We start from the raw sequence: 24,032 nt of genomic DNA on the forward strand, positions 1-24,032 counted from the left end.
CAACATGAATGGGCATCTTTTTTATTTATTCACTAAGCAAGCCTGCTTCTTCTACTAAAAGTTTGATGTTTTCATACGAATTGGACATCGCTTCTTTGATCTGTGCTTTGTCAAACCAAACTACTTCTTCGATTCCCTCTTCGGCTTGGCCTTTTAATTCACCTTGATACGATGTAGTCATTTCAAACCAGCTCGTAATTTTCAGTCGGTACTTGCCATTGCGCTTAAAAACGTGATAGGTCTTTGGCAATTTTCTGCCAATCTTTAACTGCCCTACTCCTGTTTCTTCCTCTACTTCACGCATGGCAGTATCTGCAATCTCCTCGTGTTTTTCTATACCGCCTTTGGGCAAATCCCATTTGCCGTTTCTTTTGATAAAAAGAACCTTTCCTTCCTCATTGTACACCACACCACCGCCTGCTTTTTGAACGGGAATTTTTTCTTTTAACCTTTTCATCATTGCTTTTTCATCAGGATGATATAAAAATGCCTTATCAATTTTATTTTGAAAATATTTAATGATAATTTTGTCAATATCAACACTGTCTAACAAGAACAACTGAAAATCGGTTTCTTTCTCAATTTTATCAGTTAGAAACAACGGTTTATCGTTTACAAAAACTTTATACATTTGTATTATGATTTTTACTAAAGAAACAGCTCAACAAACTGCCGAATTACTTCTGCAAATTAACGCAATTAAATTAAATCCCAAAAATCCTTTTACATGGGCTTCTGGATGGAAATCTCCTATTTATTGCGACAACCGTATTACCTTGTCTTATCCAGAGATAAGAAAATACCTAAAAGATGAATTTGCTAAGCACATTGTAGCGAAATATGGCATGCCCGATGTTATTGCTGGTGTAGCCACTGGAGCAATTGGAATTGGGTTATTGGTAGCTGAAGCTTTACAATTGCCTTTCGTTTACGTTCGTCCTGAGCCGAAAAAACACGGAAGACAAAATCAAATTGAAGGGCAACTCGAAGCAGGAAAAAAAGTAGTAGTGATCGAAGATTTGATTAGCACAGGAAAAAGTAGCTTACAAGCTGTTGAAGCCTTAAAAGAAAATGGTGCTGAAATCTTGGGAATGGCTGCTATCTTTACCTATGAATTTCAAGTATCCCAAGACAATTTTGCCCAAGCAGGTGTAGAATTAACCACCTTGAGCAACTATACATCTCTACTAGAAAATGCAGTAAAACAAAATTACATTTCTGCTTCTGATCTAGAAACACTACAAGAATGGAGAGTTAATCCGTCAGAATGGAATCAATAATTAAAGAAATAAGATATGCAATTAGAAAGTCCAAAAGTAAAAGTAGCGCAATCGGCTGAATATATATTTAACGCCTTATCAGATGTAAAAAACTTTGAAAAGTTAATGCCTGAGTCAATTGCTAAATTTGAAGTAACTGGAGATGATTCGTTCATTTTCGCTTTGAAAGGAATGCCTGAAATCAAATTAAAGAAAAAAGAGGCAACGCCACATACTACAATTGTTTTAGGTGCTGCTAGTGATAAATTACCGTTTACCTTAACGGGAAACATCGCTGCAATAGACGCTAACAATACAGAAATTCAACTTCAGTTCGAAGGTAATTTCAACCCAATGATGGCAATGATGGTTAAAGGACCGATTGGCAAATTCATTGAAGCTTTAGCTGGCAATATGAATAAATTATAAAAAAAAAGAGCTTGTTAATCAAGCTCTTTTTTTTATTTCAATTCTACTGTGTATTCTAAAATTCGAGGATTGTCAATAATCTCTGACATTTTAAATGTTTTAACAAAAGACTTTCCATCCTGTGAAATCAAAGCATCCTGATAGGATACGGATTTGATAGGTTGGTCAAAATTCACTTTAATCTTATACGTAAACATCGCAGCCATCTGTCCCATTTCTCCCAATGAATTTTTTAATTCTCCCGCTTTTATCTCTACTTTGCGGTTGAATGATTTTTTCTTCATTTCAAAAGTAGATGCTTTTACGAAGGCTGGTGCCTCCATTTTTTTTCCATTACTCTCTCCTAAAGCACTCAATTGATCGAGGTTTTTCAAGGAAGTATTCAAATCATTCGCATTTTTACCCATCACTTTTAAGGCAATATTCCCTACTGAATCATTCATCATTACACGCATACGAATGTTTTCAGTCTTCTTCAATAAATCGGGATTTGCCTTTAAAATACTATCTTTCTTTTTCTCTGGATTTTTACTTTCTAATAAGCTGATATCCAGCAATTGCTCTACCGACAATTCTTCTCCATTAATTAAATCCAATGCTTTTTTCACATCCCCTGAGGTTGCACTTGCCGTTGGCATCGTTTGAAGCAGTTCGGAAAAATCCATATCCATGGCATAGGTGATATTTCCTTCTTTTTTTACGGTTACTTCTTCTGTTGTTACGCAAGACTGTAACATAAAGCCCATGGCTATTGCTAACCCAATTAACTTTTTCATGTTGAACTATTTTTATACAAAAATAGACAAAACTTATCAACAGCAATACCTGAACTTACAATTCTACCTTCTTCCATTTTATTTTTGAATAAAAAAATAAAAACACAGTATTCCTTGCTTTACTAAAAAACTTTTTGCAAAATTTGCATTCGAAAATGTTTAACTCATAAAAACGAAGAAAAAATGTTTGTATTAAATTATACTTCAGTCTTGTTTACACCAGCACAATGTGCAGGGGTGTATCTTCGTGGTACTTCTTTGTAGTAAAAATCAATTACTTTTATATATGAAAAGCCCGAAGATGTAAATTCGGGCTTTTTTTTTGTTTATTCCGGACCCTTTACAAAAAACCCGAATTGACGTGTTGGCCAAACACCAACAACCACTTTCATGCGACTCAATCGCTAAGAATTAACACGCGTATTGGGTGGCTATTATTGTCAATTAAACAACATATCATGGGAAGGAAACTTTCGGGAAAAGACCTTATTCAATTGGGTTTTCCTCAAAATAATACAATCAATATTGCACTAGGTACCATTAGCCGTTATAAGAAAAAAGAGAATAAAGACGCGGTACTACGAGAGGCAAAACAAGTGTTACAATCCCCTGAAACCTATTTAGGAGATGGGATTTGGGGTAAAGTAGCCGAAAGTATTGTCAAACAAGTAGAAGTAAAACGACGCGAATTGACACATACACGTGCACCTTTTTCAATTTTTGGAGAAGATGCAATCGATGAACAAACAAAATACCAATTATTCACTGCCCTGAAATTACCTGTGGCAGAAGCAGGTGCTTTAATGCCTGATGCACACTACGGATATGGACTGCCAATTGGTGGAGTCTTAGCAACTAACAACGCGGTTATCCCTTATGGAGTTGGTGTAGATATCGGCTGTCGCATGAGTTTATCGGTATTTAATTTACCTGCTAGTTTTCTCAAAGGCAAAGATCATCAGCTCCTGAATATACTATCGGATCACACCAAATTTGGCATGTATGAAACACACGCGAACAAAGTAGATCACGAAATATTCTACCGCAGCGAGTTTCAGGATATTCCTTTTGTGAAAGGACTTTTAGATAAAGCGTATAAACAATTGGGTACCTCAGGTGGTGGCAATCACTTTGTAGAGATTGGTATTGTGCACTTGGCGGAGACAAAACCCGAATGGAAATTAGTCCCTGGAGATTACGTCGCGGTTTTATCGCATAGTGGCTCAAGGGGGTTGGGTGCAAATATTGCCAAACACTATACCTATTTGGCAACCAAACAATGTCCTCTACCGAGTAATGCGCAGCATTTAGCTTGGTTGGATCTCAATACACACGATGGACAAGAATATTGGCTGGCGATGAACTTAGCGGGAGACTATGCCAAAGCTTGTCACGATGATATACACCGTCGAATAGCCAAAGCCTTGGGTAAACAAATTGCGTTTACCATTGAGAATCACCACAATTTTGCCTGGAAGGAAATCATACAGGGCAAAGAGCTCATTGTTCATCGAAAAGGAGCAACACCTGCTGCCGCAGGTCAATTGGGCATTATTCCTGGATCGATGACAACACCAGGTTTTATTGTCGAGGGCTTGGGTAATGACGCCAGTTTAAATTCGGCTTCTCATGGCGCAGGCCGATTACATTCGAGAAATGTTTGCAAGAATAAATTCACTAAAAGCGACATAAAAACCGCATTAAAAACTGCAGGTGTACAGCTCATTGGCGGAAGTGTGGATGAGGCACCTATGGCGTATAAAGATATTCGTGCCGTCATGCTTGCACAAGAGGATTTAGTAAAAACGCTAGGCATGTTTACACCTAAATTAGTACGAATGGATAAGTAAAAGGGAAAGGACAATACAACTAACCTTAGAAAGAGGTTAGACAAGATCATAGTTTAATAAAAAAGGGAGCTTCTAGCTCCCTTTTTTATTGTATTTCTGCACTTAACCCTGCATCTAGTAATTGCAGGCATTGTGGTTTTAATTTTTTAAACTCACCAGTCTTTACTGTACATTTACCCGTATAATGCACTAAAATAGCACATTGCTCCGCTTGTTCAGCTGTGTGGTCACATACTTTAATTAAGGTATCAATCACGTGATCAAAGGTATTTACATCATCATTGTACAAGATAATCTCACTTTGACCATTTAGTAACGCTGATACATCAATTTTTTCTTCTACTATTTCCTTTGTACCCATACTATCAAAATTTTAATACGATGATTAACGCTTTTTAAACTTCAAAGATACCCAATTATTTCTTTCCAATTGATTTTCAAAGGTTAAACCTTTTTCTTCTGCAGCTTTTTTAATGCTTGCAATATCTTCTGTATAGAATCCACTAAAATAGATCTCCGCATTTTCTTTCATTGTTTGACTATACGCATCCATATCATTCAATAAAATATTGCGGTTGATATTGGCTAATACTACATCGTATTTTGGAGTTTTAGACAAAATAGAGGCATCTCCCTCAAACACTTCAATATTGGTACAAGCATTACGCGTTGCATTTTCAATTGAGTTCAAATAACACCAATTGTCGATATCTACAGCATCCACTTGTGTAGCACCGCGCATCGAAGCTAAAATTGCCAAAATTGCCGTTCCACATCCCATATCCAACACCACTTTATCTTGCATCTCATTGTTTAGAATTTGACGAACCATCATGTAGGTTGTTTCGTGGTGTCCCGTTCCAAAACTCATTTTAGGTTCTATCACGATATCGTACTTCGCTTTCGTTTTTTCGTGAAAAGGCGCTCGAATATAGCAAACACCATCGACGTCAATTGGATTGAAGTTTTTCTCCCATTCCTCATTCCAATTCACTTGTTCAATTTCTTCTTTGCGATACGTAATAGTAAATTGGTCGGATTGTAAAATAAAGATATCCTCTAAAATATCCTCTGTCCATAAATCTTGCTGTACATACGCACTTACACCAATTGCTGTTTCTTCAAAGCTTTCAAAAGCCTTTTCGCCTAACTCTGCGATAAGAATCTCTACACCAGGCACTAATGGCTCTACTGTAAAATGATATCCTATATATGACATACTGTTTTCTTTACTATCTTTAATTAACCATTTAATAACATTGTCCTTACATTACAATAACAACGATCTAAATGCAGAAACAAAACTAATCTTATTTTTGCAATCTCAACACACGAACACATGAAAAAGATCTATTTATTAATATTGACGTTACTTTCGTTTAACGCAATAGCACAGAAAATTGAGACCAAAAACAACGATGTTAAATTGGCTCAACTACCTTACTACAATTTTGGTAAAGGGGTTGGAATTACATCTGCTGACAGTATTTTCCAATTGAACTTGCGATTCCGCATGCAAAACCGACTAACCTTCATGGAAAATGAAGGAGAAAAAACAAAATATGAAGGGGAAATCAGACGTTTGCGTTTGCGCTTTGATGGGTATGTTGGAAATCCTAAATTTTTGTATGTGATTCAATTGTCTTTTGCCCCAAAAGATATGGGAAAAACAGTAGAAGGTGAATCAGTAAACATCATTCGCGATGCGGCGATGACCTATCGACCAAACGAGAACTGGAGTTTCATTTTTGGACAAACCAAGTTACCAGGTAATAGACAGCGCATCAACTCTTCTGGAGCATTACAGCTAACAGATCGCTCAATTAACAACTCTAAATTTAATATTGATCGCGATTTTGGTTTACAAGCGTACTACCACCAGGAGCGAAAAGACAAATTTGGCTATGTCATTAAAACAGCTGTTTCTACCGGTCGCGGACGAAACTTCCAAGGGTCAGAGAGTGATAGTTATGCCTTAACAGGTCGAGTAGAATTATTCCCAATGGGAAGTTTTAAAAATAACGGGGCTTATTTCGAAGGAGATATTGCCCGTGAAAGTACACCCAAGCTGATGCTAGCGGGGACCTTTTCTCACAACAACAATGCGGAGAACTCCCAAGGACAAACGGGAAATGCACTTTTTGAAACAAGAAACCTCAATTCTTTTATGGCTGATGCTATCCTAAAATACGACGGATGGGCAGGAATGGTTTCGTTTATGAACCGAAATGTGGATGATGCTATAACCTATCAAACGGACTTGGATGGAAAAAAACACAACAGCTATGTGTATGCTGGACATGGAATGGACTATCAATTGAGTTATATTTTTCCAAGTAACTACGAATTAATTGGACGCGTATCTACCCAAAAAATGAAAACTCAATTATATGAACAATTAAATCTACCTAATACCACACAATATACCGTAGGCGTAACCAAATATTTATGGGAACACGCATTTAAACTCCAAGCAGAATTTTCCTATGATAAGCTCAATTTCTATCAAGGACCAAGCAAAAACAATTGGTATTTTAGAATGCAATTTGAAATCGGAATCTAATTTTTAGGATTATTATTCAAATTCCACTATTTATATTGTAAAAAAACAAGGCTTACTCAAATAAATTGACAATTAATTGTAATACTTTATTTTTTTTCTATATATTTATAAGTATATCAATCTTAACAAATTAGCTATGAGCAGATTATTTTATTATTTCAGCATCATACTTGTTGGAGTTAGCGCAATGAGTTGTAAAGATAAATCAACAACAACTCCAGCTGAAGTAGAAACGAGTACTCCTGTAGATCAAGTAAAAATTGATTCAGCTATTGAAGAATATGAATTAATGGCACAAGAAACTGTCGATAAATTAAATGAGGCAGTTCAACGTGAAAAATTAACTTCTGTAGAAGACATTATGCGATTTTATGCTCCTGAAGATAAAGGCGCTGAAGGAAAATACACCTATGATATGACCGTTTTACAAATGTCCAATTCAACAACTACTTTAGTTACTTTAATTGAAGACGGCATGAACGACGATTCAATACGTGCGAAAAAAGTAGTTATGAACATCTCCGAAAAAGATGGAAAATTGGTCGTGACAAAAATAAAACAAAGTTATAAATGTTGGGAAGGAAGAGGACATAGCGATTGGAATTCAAGCTATTGTAATTAAAATAAAAAAGTCGTGCAATGCACGACTTTTTTATTTCTCCTATTTATTATTCTGCTTTCGCTTGTTCTTCGTCTCTTTTCGCAATATTCATATTTGGAAATTTCTTTTGAATAGATTGCAAAGCAAACTCATTAATCTCATTCATTGCTTCTGGTGAAGGTAATTTTAATGTTTCTGCATTGTGTTTTAAAACCTCTTCTAATAAGATTTGCGTTCTTAATAATTGAAAGTTTAAATCGATTAATTCTCCTGCTACGTCGATATCTCCTAATTTCATCTTACTGTAATTAAATTAAAATTCTGTTTTTATTTCAATCAAATTTAACAAAGTATTTCTAATTTTTACTACAAAAGATTTTATTCTTTAAAATAATAATTCAGTGGTTGTCGCAAATTATAACGTGAAGCCATTACTTCGCCATAGGCACCTGCTGAGCGAATAGCGAGCAAATCTCCTCTTTTTAAGGGGGGTAACTGAATATTTTTACCAAAACAATCACTGCTTTCGCAAATCGGACCAACTACTTCATACTGTACTGTTTTCTCCAGTGTCACTTCAGTTGCTGTTAGACTATCAATCTTGTGATACGCTTGATATAGCGCTGGACGCAATAATTCGGTCATACCTGCATCCAAAATAGCGAAGTTTTTATTCACCCCATTTTTAATGTACAATACTCGACTGAGTAAACTGCCGCAATTCGCCACTAGCGAACGCCCTAGTTCAAAATGGACCTGTTGCCCTTTTTCAGGCGTTAGAAATTGATTGAAAATAGCAAAATACGAAGCAAAATCGACAATAGGTTCTGTATCAGGTTGTGTATAATTAATACCTACTCCACCACCAACATTTAAGATGGGAACGATATAGCCTCTCGCAATAAACCAAGCGTTCCATTCGTTTACCTTCAGGCATAAACGCTTGAATACCGTCCAATCTGTGATTTGAGATCCCACGTGAAAATGCAAGCCCACCAAGGTTAAGCCACTTGCTGCTGTGTGAATAAATGACAAACAAGCCTCTAGTTCATGCATGAGAATTCCAAATTTATTCTCGTCTAGTCCGGTTGTAATATAATGATGAGTTTGAGCATCAATATTGGGATTGATACGCAAAGCAACACGCGCTTCTAGTTGCATTTCTCGCGCAAGATTTCCGATCACTTTTAATTCTTCTAATGATTCAACATTAAAAGCTAAAATACCGTGTTTTAAAGCGGTTTGAATTTCGCGATCAGTCTTTCCAACTCCAGCAAATACGATTTCACTCGCTTGAAATCCATGGGCTACTGCTTGCTCTATTTCCAATCCACTCACGCAATCTGCACCAATACCACAAGCGCTAATTTCTTGGAGAATCCTCGGATTGAAATTAGCTTTCACTGCATAGTGGATATGATAGCCCCAGCGATCTGCTTGTGCTTTAGCCGTAGTAATCGTTTCGCGCAATAAAGGTAAATCGTAGTAATACAAAGGCGTTTCCTCTTGTTGTATTTGTTCTAATATCGTTGTTGAAATCATACTTGTCTCTTTAAAATAAACGGTGATGTAAAGCGCGTAAGGCTTCGATTTTATAAGCGGAAGGAAGAAGTAACGAAATATTGTGTTCACTTCCTCCATAGGAGATCATGCGAATCGGAATGTGTTTCACCGCTTCGGAAACAACGGTTGCATACCCTTTGTTATTGCGTTTGAAATCTCCAACAACACAAACAATAGATTGATTTCCATCCACTTCTACACTGCCAAAATGATTTAATTCGCCTATAATTTCACTCAAATAGGTCGTATTATCAATTGTTAAAGACACGGCTACTTCGGAGGTTGTAATCATGTCGATTGGCGTTTTATAGCGCTCAAAAACTTCAAAAACACGTCTTAAAAACCCGTAGGCAAGCAACATTCGAGAGGAATAAATGCGAATAGCGGTAATCTGATCTTTTGCTGCTACTGCCACAATTTCATCTGCGTGATTAAAACCCGAAGAAATAAGTGTGCCTGGAGCATTGCTATTCAGTGTATCGAGTAAACGAACGGGAATATTGGCTTTTTGAGCAGGGAAGACGCTTTGGGGATGTAAAATTTTTGCGCCAAAATAGGCCAATTCAGCGGCTTCGTCAAAACTCAATTGAGCGATCGGTTTGGTATCAGATACATAGCGAGGATCGTTGTTGTGAAAACCATCAATATCCGTCCAAATTTGAATTTCCTCCACGCTTAAAGCGGCGCCAATCAAAGAAGCCGTATAATCAGATCCACCACGTCTTAAGTTGTCCACTTCTCCAAAAGCATTTCTGCAAATAAATCCTTGAGTAATAAATACCGTATCCGATACAAAAGGAGCCATCAACTGTTCTACTTGCTGTTTCAAATACACTAAATCAGGTTCATTGTTTTCATCCATGCGCATAAAGTCCAAAGCAGGAAGCAAGACTGATGCAATATCTTTTTCTTTCAAATACTGATGAAATAAAGTGGTTGATAACAATTCTCCTTGTGCTAAAACGAGACGTTCTTCAGCAGGAGTAAATAGATCATCACCTAAAGCAATCAACAAATTAAAATGATGGTATAATAGCTGTTTCCCTTCCAATTTTCCTTTTTCTGTTTGAAACAACTCACAGACAAAATCTTCGTATTGCGTCGCTAATACTTGGATAAGCTCCCGGGCTTGGCGTACTTCGCCTTGAGCATACTGTCTAGCAATCTCAACCAACGTATTCGTTGTTCCTGCAACAGCAGAAAGAACTATAATATGCTTATCTGTGACCTGGGACTGAATAATGGGCCATAACTTTTCAAATCGCGCCGGACTTCCTACAGAAGTCCCTCCAAACTTTAAAACTTTCATCGTATTATTTTTATAAAAAAAGGGGCTTGTCGTGATGACAAACCCCTTGTTATTTTATTCGATTATAAAAAAAAGGACTTCTCTCACGACAATTGACGTAAGCTAAACTTCTTTCCTTTTTTTATCATACTAGTGTACATACTCACTTTTCTTATTACACCACAAATATATTTATTTTATACTTTCAATTATTTTCATTACATTATAATTAACATACTGTTAGTTTACTATTAACAAACACTATTAACTAGCTCGACTAACTAATAACAGCTGTAGGTACTTATTCTACGAAATGAGCTCCTAAACTAAACTTGTGTGTAACTATATTCAAACCTGGCTCAAAAAGCAAACTCGGATTTGAAGTAATTGAACAAATCAACGTTTTGAGTTTTTAATTTTTATACTAGAAGCAGGAATAGCAAAAAGAATAATAGTTTATATTTGCCTATCCTTTTAAAGGGAATAAAAGAGGGTAATCCCCATCTTTTTTCTTACTTTGCAAGACTAGACAAACAAACTATGCGCGCTTTACAGTCCTTAAATAAATATTTCTTCAAGTATAAATATCACTTTTTAACTGGTGTAATTATTACTATCGTTGCCCAAATCTTTACCCTATACACGCCAAAATTAGTGGGAGACTCCATTCGTATTCTGGAACAACTAACTGCTTTTGACAAAGAAAAGGTAACGGAACTCTTGTTATCCAACATTTTTTGGATTTTAGTTACCACGCTTATTGCGGGTTTTTTGACATTTTTAATGCGTCAGACCTTGATTGTCATGTCACGTCATATCGAATTTGACCTTAAAAATGATGTTTTTAAACACTATGAGATTTTAACACAAAGTTTTTACAAGCAAAATCGCACGGGGGATTTGATGAATCGAATCAGTGAAGATGTTGGAAAGGTCAGACAGTACGTAGGTCCTGCGGTGATGTATTCGATCAATACCCTTATTCGCTTTGCTGTTGTGTTGACACAGATGTATATTATTTCGCCTCAACTGACATTTTACTCCCTATTGCCGTTGCCGTTGTTGGGTTATTTTATTTTTAAACTCAGTAAACAAATCAACGAACGCAGTTTAATTTTTCAACAAAACTTATCGGTTTTATCCACATTTACACAAGAGATTTTCTCGGGAATGCGTGTGATTAAAGCCTATGCTATAGAGAACAAAAAAGTAGCCGAATTCGAAGAGTTAACAGCGAGTAGTAAAGAAAAATCGCTAAAACTAGCCAAAACAGGAGCTTTAATTGGTCCATTGATGATTTTATTAATTGGGATGAGTAATTTAATTGTCATCACCATAGGTTCTATCCTCTACTTCAACGGAAAACTACCCGATATAGGGGTTATTGCCCAATTTATTCTCTACATCAATATGTTGACTTGGCCTGTTGCTTCACTAGGCTGGATTTCGTCTATGATTCAGGAAGCAGAAGCATCTCAAAAGCGAATCAATGAGTTTTTGGATGTAAAACCTGAGATTTACAATACGAATCCTAATCCAACGGAAATCCATGGAAATTTGGTTTTTGATCGCGTTTCTTTCACCTATCCCGATACGGGAATTATCGCCTTGCAGGACGTTTCTTTTTCTTTAAAACAAGGAGAAACCCTCGCAATATTAGGCAAAACGGGATCAGGAAAGAGTACGTTACTTTCGCTCATTAGTCGCATGTACAACATCGACAACGGGCAGATCCTCTTGGACGGAACGCCTATTGAAGACTGTAATCTACGAGATTTAAGACGCAATGTAGCCGTTGTACCACAGGATTCGTTTTTATTTTCTGATACCATCAGCAATAATATTCGCTTTGGAAAAGAAGATGCTACTATCGAAGAAATTAAAGAGGCTGCGAAAAAAGCAGTTGTCCATCACAATATTGAACAATTCGAACACGGGTATGAAACGGTACTTGGCGAACGAGGATTAACCCTATCTGGGGGGCAAAAACAACGCGTTTCTATTGCCAGAGCGCTCATTAAAGATGCACCTATTCTCTTATTAGACGATGCATTATCCGCTGTGGATACAGAAACAGAAGAGCGCATCCTCAAACATTTAGAACAACACAGCAAACACATTACGACCCTCATTGTGACCCATCGAGTTTCGTCTGCCAAGAACGCAGATCAAATTATTGTTTTGGACCAAGGGCGTATCATTCAGGCAGGTACACACGATACTTTGATCGCTCAAGAAGGATATTATGCTGAGTTACATGAAAAACAATTGAAAGAAAAAGAAATAGTGTAAAAAGTTGGTTTATTAGGATTTTTTTTAGACTTTTGAAAGCTATATATACAAATCAATTAATTGATAGAAGGATTATGAGAGATAACGAAATGTTAGAAAAAGAAGAGATTTTCTCAAAAGTACTGAGAGCGGGTAGAAGAACTTATTTCTTTGATGTAAGAGCTACTAAGGCAGATGATTACTACATAACCGTAACTGAAAGTAAAAAATTCACAGAAGACGATGGATCTTTTCACTTCAAAAAACACAAAATCTACTTATACAAAGAAGATTTCACAGCATTTAAAGATATCTTAGATGAAATGACCGAATATGTAGTGAACCACAAAGGAGAAGAAGTAATTTCTGAAAGACATCAAAAAGATTTCAAAAAAGAATATCCAAAAGAAGAGTCAGATTCTTTAAATAATTTCACAGATGTAGAATTTGATGATATTTAATCGACTCAACTACAACAAATAATATAAAGTTCAACTCAAAGAGTTGAACTTTTTTTTTATCTTTGTACGCACAAGGGCAATGATGTCTGCCTCGAACCGCCTTAGTTGCTGATGACGTCTAGTATACTATAGTTTTTATAATCTATACCAGATCGTTATGAGTACCTATAAAAAAACAAAAAACTTTCTTTTTCACCATCCAAGTAAACCGTTTCTTTGGTTGTTCTTGAGTGTGGTAGTTGGTGGTTTAATCGGCACATCTTCTGCTATTTTCCTATCTATTCTCGAATACGTTACGACTAAGCGCCTGGAACATCCACTAATACGCTTAGGGTTGCCTTTGGGTGGTTTATTTGTTGGTGTCTTGTATCATTATCTTGGTGGTAGTGCCAACAAGGGAAACAATTTACTCATCCAAGAATACCATCAACCTGCTGAAAGAATTCCCTTTAAGATGGCTCCCCTTGTATTAATTGGTACATGGGTTACACATCTATTTGGTGGTTCAGCAGGAAGAGAGGGAACAGCCGTTCAAATGGGTGGCGCTATAGCCGATCAATTTACACGTCTTTTTAAACTTGGAGCAAGTGATCGTCAAGCGCTTTTACTGATGGGAATTTCAGGTGGTTTTGCTTCCGTATTTGGTACTCCCCTTGCAGGAACGCTTTTTGCCATAGAATTAATGGTGGTCGGTAGAAACCAATACAACCACATTCTCCCCCTATTTACTACAGCTATGGTTTCACACTTTGTTTGTCTCGCTTGGGGAATCAATCATACAGTCTATACGGTTGATCTTGTCCCTTCCTTAGCGCTACTAACGATAATCAAAATCAGTTTTGCTGGCGTACTATTTGGGCTTACTGCGATTCTATTTGTCAAGTCAACTGATACGGTCGCTCACTTCGCAAGTAAATTGATCCCCTACCCTCCGCTACGTCCATTTGTAGGTGGATTAGCTTTTCTTGGGCTATTCTACCTCATACAAGATTCCCGCTTTTTAGGTTTAGGAATTGAAACCCTTGTCGATTCCTTCACACATTCGCAATCGTATTCGGTTTTTTTGCTTAAAATTCTCTTTACAGCACTCACCCTAGGTACGGGATTTAAAGGAGGTGAAGTTACCCCACTCTTTTTCATTGGAGCAACCTTGGGGAGTTTTTTGGCGATCTACTTACAATTGCCAATTAGTTTTGTTGCGAGCTTGGGCTTTGTTGCCGTATTCGCTGGAGCAACCAAAACACCCTTAGCTTGTATTTTCATGGCTGGTGAATTGTTTGGCAGTGAAGTACTTATCTATGCTGCTTTGGCATGCTTATTCGCTTACCTAATCAGTGGCAAACACAGTATCTACAAATTTCAATTATACCTATAAAACACGCTATCTGTCCACGTTTATAGTAAAAAAAAATAACAAAGATTACATTTTAGCTAGTAGTTCGGAAAAATATATAAAAAATATTCACTCAACCCTGATAAAATTATCATATTAGCATTTTTATAGCCTAATCTTATCAAAATAATAATTATAAAAATCTTTTAAATTCAAAATCTTTACTACCTTTGCTTTCGATAGAAGTGATTTTATTTACAAACAAAAAAGCGAGTAATCACGACCTATTCACCCTATTTTTAAACCATTAACATTACAAACTAGACAACAAAAAGATTGCACTAAATTTTAGATTTATGTTTCACAAAAAGTTTTTTAATCGATTTACATTTGGCCAATTGACCATAGCATTAGTTGTGATATACGTATTGTACGCCGTTACAACTTTCGCGCTTTATCAATCAACAGCTAGTATTGTCAATCTCGTAATCTCAGGAATTCTAACATATTTGACGATCTATGATTTACTTCAAAATAAACATACGATTCGTAAAAACTACCCCTTATTTGCCCGTTTTAGATATATGTTTGAATCGATTCGTCCAGAAATGCGTCAGTACTTTTGGGAGGGAGAATTAGATGGTAAACCATTTAACCGTCGTGAGCGTTCTATTGTTTATCAACGAGCAAAAAATGAGAAACAAACTGTTTCATTTGGTATGCAAGACGATGCAAATCGCATTGGCTACGAATGGGCAGCCCACTCTGTTTATCCAAAACACGTAACAGATACAAACTTCAGAACATTAATTGGTGGAGAAGATTGTAAACAACCTTATAGCGCGAGTATTTACAACATTAGTGCGATGAGTTACGGTGCTTTGAGTAAAAAAGCGATTACTGCTTTAAATGAAGGAGCTAAAATTGGTGGATTTGCACACAACACAGGTGAAGGAGGAATTAGTCAATACCACCGTTCAGGAGGGGATTTAATTTGGCAAATTGGTACAGGATACTTTGGTTGTCGTGATGAAAAAGGATTTTTCAGCGACTCTTTGTTTGAAGAACGCGCGAATTATCCTGAGGTAAAAATGATCGAATTAAAACTTTCGCAAGGAGCAAAACCTGGACATGGTGGATTGTTACCTGCAGAAAAAAATACAGTTGAGATTGCAGCAATTAGAAGTATTACTCCACATACAACGGTTCACTCGCCGTCAGGGCATACTGCTTTTTCTAATCCAATAGAATTAGTTCAGTTCTTAGCTAAATTGAGAGTATTATCTAACGGGAAACCTGTTGGATTTAAAATCTGTATTGGGCGTAAAGATGAGTTTTTAGCAATCGTTGACGCTATGAAACAAACCGGTATCACACCAGATTTCATCACTATTGATGGGGCTGAAGGAGGAACGGGAGCTGCTCCATTAGAGTTTATTGACTATATGGGTATGGCATTAAACGATGCTTTAGTGTTTGCAAACAAAACATTAATCGAAAATGGCTTACGAGGTAAAATAAGACTTTTAGCGTCAGGTAGAATTATTTCTGCTTTTGACATTGCTAAAACAATGGCGTTGGGTGCTGATGCATGTTATAGTGCACGTGGAATGATGTTTGCTTTGGGTTGTATTCAAGCGTTACAATGTGATAGTGGTCACTGTCCAGTAGGTATTGCTACACAAGACGAAACCCTATACAAAGCATTAGACGTTACAGACAAGAGAATGCGTGTGGCGAACTTCCACAAGAACACCATGAAAGCTTTAGGAGAATTTATCAGTGCTGTAGGATATGAAAAACCTAGTGAAATTGATCCTAGAACCTTCCATAAACGCGTGGATCACGGGGTTACTAAGAGTTTCCAAGAAATGTACTTTGGCGAATTAGATACACGTAAAAAAGCGTAATCTTTACCAACTTATCGAAATAAAAAAAAGGTCAGCAATTGCTGACCTTTTTCTTTCCCAAAAAAAACACTCATTCAATTAGGTTAGCATCTCAATGAGTGTCCAAAACAATTAAAACAAAAAATTTATTTACAGACTAAAACGTCATCTCTTGTCTTACAAAATCAGGCGACAAGGTTAGCTCATCGCCTGAGCACAATTTAAAACTGATAAAACTACTGTGCGTGTCACTTATTCTTCTCTTCCACTGTATCGCTTTGAACGGCTGCACAATGCTAAAGCAAAGAATTCGGTCAAAACTGTAGCTGGTAAATGCATGTATAGTAGCGTCATTTAAACATCGTTATAGGCGTATGTATGATCTATTTTTACTCCATAGGTCTTTTACTTCTTTCTCTTATTCCTCCCTCGTAATTCGCCTTATTCGCATGGATAAAAGTCTATTCTTTTCTGTGCTACGCACCTCAAGAAACTAAAAGTGAGTTCTCCTTGTATTGGGTAAACTCAAGCCTATTCAACTATTTTGATCGTTTAAACAACAATAAATAAAGAACGTCTTATTTCTTTTAGAACTAGGTCCTAAAACAAATTCTTAAGCAAAGTAAAACATTCTGTTAAAAAAGACACTATATTTGGGGTGGACATCGCAGTGGACAATGGGGTGGACATCCATAATTTTAACTTTTATTTTTATTTATGAAAAAACTCCTGTATTTTCTGCTACTGATTTCCCTGTTCTCCTGTTCTCATTCAACAGAACATACATCGAATCAAATCAACCTTTTTTTAACGGATTTGAACAAAATAGATGACTTGATTAAACTAGAGGAAGTGCTTGCTTCAAAATCGGCCAAAGCCTATGATTTGAATAAAAATATATACAATGTCATCGCAAAAATTAAACGCGGACAAATAAAAGCAAAAGAACTCGGCGCCTTTAACGAACAAACCACCTTGCTGTTTAAAGAAGTGGAGGAACAATTAAAAATTATTAACTTTCCCGATTTAACTCATTGGGCCTATACACAAATTGGCTTTTATTACTACACTTACAACCACTATGTAGAATCGGCAAATTACTATAGTGAAGTCGCCTTTGTCATGGATAATCACCCCGAACAAATCACCATCCAATCTACTGATATTTACCGCAAAATTGGTTATTTCTACGGAACCATTGGCAAATACAAGAAGGCAATTACCTATTTGACCAAAGCCCTTCAACTCACTACAAAAGACAATATAAACTATACGAGTTTACTCAATGCTATTGGTAATTTTGCCATTAAAGACAAACAAGAAGCACTAGCTTATCCCTACTTGATTCAAGCAAAAAACTTATCAGAAAGTCAAGGCGATCTCTTGCGTTATGCCAAAGTATTAGGCGATCTGGCTATGATCGAAAACAACAAGCAAAACTGGGAAAAAGCAATCAATTATTTAGAAGAAGACATTGCGATCTCCAAAAAAGTTGACGACAAAAAAAACACCATGTTTGCCTTGCTCTCGCTTGCTGAAGTATATTGGGATAAAAACGATATTGCCTTGGCAAAGAAAGCAGCTTTAGAAGCTTTTACTTATACACAAAGTCTCAACTACGTCAAAGGTTTTGAATACGAAATTATGAGTCTTCTCCTCGAAATTTCGATTGTCGAGAAAGACGAAAGACGCGAACTACTGTATCGAAGAAACTTGACTACCTTACACGAATACATCAATGAAACCGAAGGGGAAAAAGCGATTGATCAGATTAACTGGGATGCAGAAATTGAATTGATCAATTTGCAAATTGAAGCACAGCGTTACCACTATGAAAAAATCAACTACCAACGCTTGTTGTTTTTGTCTCTTTCTTTCTCCTTGGGTTGCATTTTAGTATTTGTGTATCGCGTCTACCGCAAACAATTGTCCAAGCAAGCCTCCATGTATGAGTCTAACATCTTAAAAATCGAACAGGAAATGGCAGAATCCGAGAAGAGGTGGCAAGACACCAATCACTCCTTGGATTCGTATAAAGACTATCTAGCAGAAAAAACTAAGCAGATTAATATCCTTGAGGTTGAATTAAACAAGTTGAAAGACTCGACCAGTGTCAAGTCTCAAACAGAACGAATGAAACTGGAGCAAACCATTTCTTCCCACTTAATGACGGACGAGAGTTGGTACATCTTTAAAAAGACCTTTCAAACCGAACAACCCGAATATTTTGATAATCTAATGGAGCAATTTCCAGAATTAACGGATTCAAACCTTCGCGTTATTTTGTTGCAAAAATTAAACTTAACCAACCAAGAAACGGCAAACATCTTGGGTATTACAATTGAGGCGGTAAAAAAGACCAAACAGCGATTAAAGAAAAAATATAGCGATACTTATGATCAATTATTTTCTTGATACCAAAAAGGTTTAGTCATAAGACGAACTCCGATGGCGCTGATTTTCATTTCTAACGCACGGATTCAAATCCGCGCGATCGGGATTTACTTTATTTACTGTTTACTATCTTTTTACAATCATTCTTGCTATTCACAAGCTACATGAATCAACTACAAACCTACATCAGTCGAAATTAACCTGCAATCCCCCCTCTTCCCTTATATGAAAAAAAGCTCAAATGGCTTTATTTGTCTCTATATAAAAAACACAAACAACTGTTATTCAATTACTTATTTTGTTCAATTTTAGTTTTGTTTGGGTCTTCTTCGGTAAATATGCGTGTTTACGGGGGATTAGCCCCTATTTACCGAAGGTGACTCGAACATGACTCGAACAAAACCCAACCTTTTGTCAATTTACTGCAAGAAACTAAACACTTCTTTTTCGTCTAAATTCATGTAAAAACAAAACGCTTTGTCCGATGGTGGCAATCCGTATCTTTATCTATCCATCCAACTGTTGTGAGCGGTATGAAATAGGCACTATGAATATCCGTTGCTTTGTATTTTGTTGACATTGTTCGATAGATTTAAACAACTAGTTTTACCGCACGATTAAAAATCCGCGCGATCGGGTCTACGCGATCAGGACAAACAATGAAAAAACCCCGCCTTTTTTAGACGGGGTTTTGTTTTTTAGGCTGTTTAGACACCCTCTTTTATATTTTATTCAAAGGGTAAATTATCCAGGTCTACATTTCCACCAGACAAAATAATCCCTACTTTTTTACCTTCAAACAATTGGCGTTCTTTAATTAAAACGGCGAGAGCCACTGCACTACTTGGTTCAACTACAATCTTCATGCGTTGCCAAATTAAGCGCATCGCACTGACGATTTCATTCTCTCGAACGCGAATAATCGCCTTGACCCCTTCTTGAATAATAGGAAAGTTGACATCACCTAGTTGTGTACGCAAACCATCGGCAATGGTGTCTACAGCTAAATTAGATTCAATTTTTCCACTTTCTAAGGAACGGAACGCATCGTCTACTTCATAAGGCTCACCGGCATAAACCTCAATACCCTCTTTACCAAAGGCTTTGGCAGCCAAAATAGTACCGGCCAACAAACCACCACCACCAACAGGAACAATAAGTGCATCCAAATCAGGTTCTGCTTCTAGTAACTCTTTTGTGGCAGTACTATTTCCGATAATCACATGCATTTCATTGGAGGGATGAATAAAAGTCGCACCAGTTTCATCCATCACCTGATTGCACACCCGCTCTCTAGATTCCATTGTCGGTGCACATTCTACAATTTCACCTCCATACATCACCACGGCGTCTTTTTTGACAATTGGTGCATTAAAAGGCATGACGATATAACATTTGATCTGAAAGGTACGAGCGGCAAGCGCAAGCGCCTGTGCAAAATTGCCAGAAGAATGGGTTACTACCCCTTTGGCTTTTTGCTCTGCTGTTAAGTGCAAAATAGCATTGGTTGCTCCGCGCATTTTAAATGCTCCTGCTCGTTGAAAGTTTTCACATTTAAAATACAAATCACTCCCTAAAAAATTTTCAATATGCCCCGATTCCATGATCGGCGTATGATGAATATAGGGTTTTATCTTTTCGTAACACGTATTGATTTTCTCTTTCATAACTAAAATTAACCTGGGATAAAAAACTCCCAAACTTTTTACAGTTTGGGAGTCTCTATGTATTACTTAACGTCCATTAATTCAACATCAAAAACAAGAATTGCATTTGGTGGAATAACACCTCCTGCACCTCTTTCACCATATCCTAAATACGATGGAATTACGAAACGAGCTTTATCACCAACTCTTAATAGTGCGATTCCTTCGTCCCATCCTTCGATTACATGTCCCATTCCCAATGGAAATTCGATTGGTTTTTTGCGTTTGTATGAATTGTCAAACTCTGTTCCGTTGTCTAATGCACCTTTGTAGTGTACAGCTACTGTTTTTCCTTTTTCTGCTTTTGCTCCTGATCCATTTACGATCATTTGGTAACGCAATCCGCTAGCTGTACGCTCAAAACCAGCGGCTACTTTTTCTAGCGCTTCTTCTGCTGCTTTTTTCTGCTCTTCTACTCTTTTTTCTCTTGCTCCTTCAAATACTCTGAAAGATTCTACTGCATTCCATTGTTGTGCTGCATCCCCAACGCGTACGATTTCAAGTGATTCGATTACGTCATCTTGTCCAATTGCATCAACAACATCTTGTCCGCTAATTACACGTCCAAAAACGGTGTGTTTTCCGTCCAACCAAGGGGTTGCTACATGCGTAATGAAGAACTGAGAACCGTTTGTCCCAGGACCTGCATTAGCCATGGATAGTACACCAGGACCGTCGTGTTTTAAACTTGCGTCAAACTCATCATCAAAAGTATACCCTGGTCCACCAGAACCAATACCTTGAGGACATCCTCCTTGAATCATAAAATCAGGTATCACTCGATGAAATTTTAATCCATCATAATACGGTTTTCCTTGTGGACGTGCCGAATTTTCTAATTTTCCTTCCGCTAATGCAACAAAGTTACCTACTGTTCCAGGTGTTTTATCTTCCGTTAGTTTAACTAAAATTTCGCCTTTTGACGTATTAAATTTTGCGTAAATACCGTTTTCCATTCTTCTTATATTATTAATGTTTACTACTTTTTTTTTCTTGGCTCTCAGGTAAATTAGAAATGACAAAAAGGCTAATACCATGCCACCTAGGCACACCCCTACCCAGCCAAAATAATTCCACAAATATAAACCAAAAGCCGAGCCAAATGCTGTTCCAAGGAAACTAAATGACATATAGACAGTATTTAGTCGATTACGCGCTTCGGGCAATAAGGAATAAATTCGCGTTTGATTGGAGACATGAATGGTTTGTAGCCCCAAATCAATGAGGATTATACCGATAATGATCCCAACAATTGACGTTGCCGAGAAGGCAAAAACGACAAAGCTCAAAAATGTCATGCTAATTCCATACAAAATTAATTTTTGCGCGCCACCAGCACCTCCAACTTTTCCTACTAAAGGAGCTGCAAAAGCACCACAAGCACCAATCAGACCAAAAGATCCAATCAAGGCACTATCATAACCAAAGGGTTGGTTGTGTAAAAGCAAGACCATTGTGGTCCAAAACGCACCAAATTGAGCAAAAGCTAAACTGGTAATCCAGGTTGCTTCACGCAATACAGGTTGTTCTTTAATCAACTTAAACAGCGATCCATAGAGGCTAGAAAGCGTACCTTGATAGGTCGGTTTATTAATGGGAAGCCTAAATTGAATGAAGATTACTAACAGGATACAAATGGCAGTAGCAATCCAAAACATTCCGCGCCATCCCAACCATACGCCCACAAATCCGCTTAACGTACGAGAAAATAGAATCCCGATTAACAATCCACTAACGACAGTTCCGATTACCTTTCCTCTTTGTTCTTCTGAAGCTAAACTGGCAGCCATAGGCAAGACCAATTGGGGTACAATAGAGGTTGCCCCTAAGACAAAGCTAATCACTTGCAACCAAAAGAAATTTTCAACACTGGCGGTAAGTCCCAAAGCGACGATCGCACAAAGGGTTGTCAGGGTGATTTGTTTCTTTCGCTCCAACATATCCCCTAAGGGAATCATCAGAAACATGCCGATGGCATATCCTGCTTGTGTGAGGTAGGTCAGTGTACCCGCATCCGATTCTGATACGTTAAACTCCTCGGCAATTAAGGGAATTAAAGGTTGACAATAATATAAATTGGCAACAATTAACCCCGTAACTGCTGCCATAAACAATACATTTGCTTTGGATAAACTCATAGAGACAAAGGTAAAACATCTGTATTGTACAAGACAACCCTTAGACCTGATTTCTACAAGAAATAAATAATTTACCCCTATTTTTTTGTACCTGCATTTTCCGAAGAACTTGGAGCAAGATGGATATAACCGTTGGATTATATTCAATAGGATTGTACCTTTGTGCAAATTTTTTTTAAGATGCGCATAGATATCATTTCCGTTATTCCTGAGTTAATCGAGAGTCCCTTCCAAGCTTCTATCCTCAAACGAGCGATCAGCAAAGGACTAGTCGAAGTACACTTTCACAATTTACGCGATTACAGCACGAATAAACACAAAAACGTTGATGATTATCAGTTTGGTGGTGGTGCAGGTATGGTTATGAGTATTGAGCCAATTGATCGCTGTATCAGCGCATTGAAAGCTGAACGCGAATACGATGAGATTATTTATATGTCGCCAGACGGAGAAACTTTAAATCAAACGATGGCCAACTCCATGTCGCTATTAAAGAACATCATTATTCTATGTGGTCATTACAAAGGCGTAGATCAGCGTGTTCGCGATCACTTTATTACAAAAGAAATATCGATTGGCGATTACGTCTTATCAGGAGGAGAATTGGGTGCTGCTATTTTGTGTGATGCATTGATTCGTTTGATTCCCGGTGTGCTAAATGATGAAACTTCTGCTTTGACTGATAGTTTTCAGGACAATCTACTCGCTCCACCGATTTACACCAGACCTTCAGAATACAAAGGATGGAAAGTTCCTGATGTATTGTTGAGTGGGAATTTTGCAGCTATCGACAAATGGAGAGAAGACATGGCGTATGAACATACAAAAAACAGGAGACCTGATTTATTAGAAGACAAAAATAAATAAGTCTAAGTTTCTAATTTTGAATTCGTTTCCTTATTTATAACCGCTATTACCTATCAGATTCAGGTTATACGACCAAGTAAAAGACAATCATCCAATTATTTAGCCTAAAAATTAGGATTATTTTATTGGTTTTTTATATATTTGCACTCGCTTTAAACTAACCTCTGGCGAGGTCCGTGTATGTTGGTTTAAATTAATTAATTATTTTTTTCAGAAATGGCAGATTTAATGAAATTCGTTCAAGACGAATTAGTTGCAAAAAAAGACTTCCCAGCATTTAAAGCTGGAGACACTATTACAGTGTACTACGAAATTAAAGAGGGTGACAAAAAAAGAACACAGTTCTTTAAAGGAGTAGTGATCCAAAGAAGAGGTACAGGTGCTACTGAGACTTTTACTATCCGTAAAATGTCTGGTAACGTTGGTGTAGAGCGTATCTTCCCAATCAACATGCCTGCTTTAGAAAAAATTGAATTAAATCAAAGAGGTAAAGTTCGTAGAGCTCGTATTTTCTACTTCAGAGAACTTACTGGTAAAAAAGCAAGAATCAAAGAAAGAAGAGGATAATCCAATTTCTGAGACGCATAAAAAAAGGAAAGCGACAATGCTTTCCTTTTTTTTATGGAATAAAATCAATAAAAAAG

Annotated in this window: 21 protein-coding genes, 1 pseudogene and 1 riboswitch; of the genes and pseudogenes, 12 read left to right on the top strand and 10 right to left on the bottom strand. The window is 37.1% G+C overall.

Annotated elements, in window-relative coordinates; translation table 11 throughout:
- Positions 1 to 25 precede the first annotated feature (25 nt).
- Positions 26 to 631, bottom strand: a complete 606-nt coding sequence (locus tag ACPDHL_RS06665) for an NUDIX hydrolase (protein ID WP_430532010.1) — start codon at positions 629 to 631, stop codon at positions 26 to 28.
- A 7-nt stretch (positions 632 to 638) separates the two neighbouring features.
- On the opposite strand from ACPDHL_RS06665, the gene pyrE reads away from it, so the two are divergent.
- Positions 639 to 1,280, top strand: a complete 642-nt coding sequence (gene pyrE, locus ACPDHL_RS06670; RefSeq protein WP_430532011.1) for an orotate phosphoribosyltransferase — start codon at positions 639 to 641, stop codon at positions 1,278 to 1,280.
- A 15-nt stretch (positions 1,281 to 1,295) separates the two neighbouring features.
- Positions 1,296 to 1,688 carry an SRPBCC family protein gene (locus ACPDHL_RS06675; RefSeq protein ID WP_430532012.1) on the top strand — a complete coding sequence of 131 codons (393 nt, stop codon included), beginning with the start codon at positions 1,296 to 1,298 and terminating at the stop codon, positions 1,686 to 1,688.
- 32 nt (positions 1,689 to 1,720) lie between these two features.
- Here ACPDHL_RS06675 and ACPDHL_RS06680 read toward each other — a convergent pair whose 3' ends face one another.
- Positions 1,721 to 2,464, bottom strand: a complete 744-nt coding sequence (locus ACPDHL_RS06680; protein ID WP_430532013.1) for a hypothetical protein — start codon at positions 2,462 to 2,464, stop codon at positions 1,721 to 1,723.
- Positions 2,465 to 2,922: 458 nt separating this feature from the next.
- Here ACPDHL_RS06680 and ACPDHL_RS06685 point away from each other — a divergent pair, with 458 nt between their 5' ends.
- Positions 2,923 to 4,314, top strand: coding sequence for an RtcB family protein (locus ACPDHL_RS06685; protein WP_430532014.1), 1,392 nt, complete (start codon positions 2,923 to 2,925; stop codon positions 4,312 to 4,314).
- Between the two features lie 85 nt (positions 4,315 to 4,399).
- Here the strand turns inward: ACPDHL_RS06685 and ACPDHL_RS06690 are convergent, their stop codons facing one another.
- Positions 4,400 to 4,675, bottom strand: a complete 276-nt coding sequence (locus ACPDHL_RS06690) for an ATP-dependent Clp protease adaptor ClpS (protein WP_430532015.1) — start codon at positions 4,673 to 4,675, stop codon at positions 4,400 to 4,402.
- Positions 4,676 to 4,699: 24 nt separating this feature from the next.
- The gene (prmA, locus tag ACPDHL_RS06695; protein ID WP_430532016.1) at positions 4,700 to 5,533 is read right to left on the bottom strand and encodes a 50S ribosomal protein L11 methyltransferase; all 834 of its coding nucleotides are present in this window, start codon (positions 5,531 to 5,533) and stop codon (positions 4,700 to 4,702) included.
- Positions 5,534 to 5,653: 120 nt separating this feature from the next.
- On the opposite strand from prmA, the gene ACPDHL_RS06700 reads away from it, so the two are divergent.
- The gene (locus ACPDHL_RS06700; protein ID WP_430532017.1) at positions 5,654 to 6,877 is read left to right on the top strand and encodes a porin; all 1,224 of its coding nucleotides are present in this window, start codon (positions 5,654 to 5,656) and stop codon (positions 6,875 to 6,877) included.
- A gap of 136 nt (positions 6,878 to 7,013) precedes the next feature.
- Complete coding sequence (locus ACPDHL_RS06705; protein ID WP_430532018.1) at positions 7,014 to 7,499, top strand: hypothetical protein; 486 nt, start codon at positions 7,014 to 7,016, stop codon at positions 7,497 to 7,499.
- A gap of 46 nt (positions 7,500 to 7,545) precedes the next feature.
- Here ACPDHL_RS06705 and ACPDHL_RS06710 read toward each other — a convergent pair whose 3' ends face one another.
- The 3 genes from ACPDHL_RS06710 to ACPDHL_RS06720 form a co-directional block, all read right to left on the bottom strand.
- Entirely contained in the window at positions 7,546 to 7,776 is a 231-nt protein-coding gene (locus ACPDHL_RS06710) for a hypothetical protein (protein WP_182627308.1), read from the bottom strand.
- 80 nt (positions 7,777 to 7,856) lie between these two features.
- Complete coding sequence (lysA, locus tag ACPDHL_RS06715) at positions 7,857 to 9,020, bottom strand: diaminopimelate decarboxylase (RefSeq protein ID WP_430532019.1); 1,164 nt, start codon at positions 9,018 to 9,020, stop codon at positions 7,857 to 7,859.
- A gap of 10 nt (positions 9,021 to 9,030) precedes the next feature.
- Complete coding sequence (locus ACPDHL_RS06720) at positions 9,031 to 10,350, bottom strand: aspartate kinase (protein WP_430532020.1); 1,320 nt, start codon at positions 10,348 to 10,350, stop codon at positions 9,031 to 9,033.
- A 519-nt stretch (positions 10,351 to 10,869) separates the two neighbouring features.
- Here ACPDHL_RS06720 and ACPDHL_RS06725 point away from each other — a divergent pair.
- From ACPDHL_RS06725 to ACPDHL_RS06745, 5 genes are all read left to right on the top strand, one after another.
- The gene (locus ACPDHL_RS06725) at positions 10,870 to 12,621 is read left to right on the top strand and encodes an ABC transporter ATP-binding protein (protein ID WP_430532021.1); all 1,752 of its coding nucleotides are present in this window, start codon (positions 10,870 to 10,872) and stop codon (positions 12,619 to 12,621) included.
- Between the two features lie 74 nt (positions 12,622 to 12,695).
- Complete coding sequence (locus ACPDHL_RS06730; protein ID WP_430532022.1) at positions 12,696 to 13,061, top strand: PUR family DNA/RNA-binding protein; 366 nt, start codon at positions 12,696 to 12,698, stop codon at positions 13,059 to 13,061.
- 66 nt (positions 13,062 to 13,127) lie between these two features.
- Positions 13,128 to 13,189, top strand: a riboswitch (Fluoride riboswitch).
- A 29-nt stretch (positions 13,190 to 13,218) separates the two neighbouring features.
- Entirely contained in the window at positions 13,219 to 14,436 is a 1,218-nt protein-coding gene (locus ACPDHL_RS06735; protein ID WP_430532023.1) for a chloride channel protein, read from the top strand.
- Between the two features lie 314 nt (positions 14,437 to 14,750).
- Entirely contained in the window at positions 14,751 to 16,304 is a 1,554-nt protein-coding gene (locus tag ACPDHL_RS06740) for an FMN-binding glutamate synthase family protein (RefSeq protein WP_430532024.1), read from the top strand.
- A 696-nt stretch (positions 16,305 to 17,000) separates the two neighbouring features.
- A complete protein-coding gene (locus tag ACPDHL_RS06745; protein WP_430532025.1) occupies positions 17,001 to 18,698 on the top strand; it encodes a hypothetical protein in 1,698 nt (565 codons plus the stop codon).
- A 707-nt stretch (positions 18,699 to 19,405) separates the two neighbouring features.
- Here ACPDHL_RS06745 and ACPDHL_RS06750 read toward each other — a convergent pair.
- The 3 genes and pseudogenes from ACPDHL_RS06750 to ACPDHL_RS06760 form a co-directional block, all read right to left on the bottom strand.
- On the bottom strand, positions 19,406 to 20,344 hold the full coding sequence (locus ACPDHL_RS06750; RefSeq protein ID WP_430532026.1) for a pyridoxal-phosphate dependent enzyme: 939 nt from the start codon (positions 20,342 to 20,344) through the stop codon (positions 19,406 to 19,408).
- A 62-nt stretch (positions 20,345 to 20,406) separates the two neighbouring features.
- Positions 20,407 to 21,339 (bottom strand): peptidylprolyl isomerase, encoded by a 933-nt coding sequence (locus ACPDHL_RS06755; protein ID WP_430532066.1) that lies wholly within the window; start codon positions 21,337 to 21,339, stop codon positions 20,407 to 20,409.
- Between the two features lie 18 nt (positions 21,340 to 21,357).
- A pseudogene (locus tag ACPDHL_RS06760) lies at positions 21,358 to 22,521 on the bottom strand (MFS transporter); the annotation flags it as partial.
- A 180-nt stretch (positions 22,522 to 22,701) separates the two neighbouring features.
- Here ACPDHL_RS06760 and trmD point away from each other — a divergent pair.
- Together trmD and rplS are read left to right on the top strand one after the other, a co-directional pair.
- A complete protein-coding gene (trmD, locus tag ACPDHL_RS06765; protein ID WP_430532027.1) occupies positions 22,702 to 23,388 on the top strand; it encodes a tRNA (guanosine(37)-N1)-methyltransferase TrmD in 687 nt (228 codons plus the stop codon).
- Positions 23,389 to 23,604: 216 nt separating this feature from the next.
- Positions 23,605 to 23,955, top strand: a complete 351-nt coding sequence (gene rplS, locus ACPDHL_RS06770) for a 50S ribosomal protein L19 (protein ID WP_158962641.1) — start codon at positions 23,605 to 23,607, stop codon at positions 23,953 to 23,955.
- Positions 23,956 to 24,032 lie beyond the last annotated feature (77 nt).

The organism is Myroides sp. C15-4 (assembly GCF_050522745.1).
Taxonomy (GTDB): Bacteria; Bacteroidota; Bacteroidia; order Flavobacteriales; family Flavobacteriaceae; genus Flavobacterium.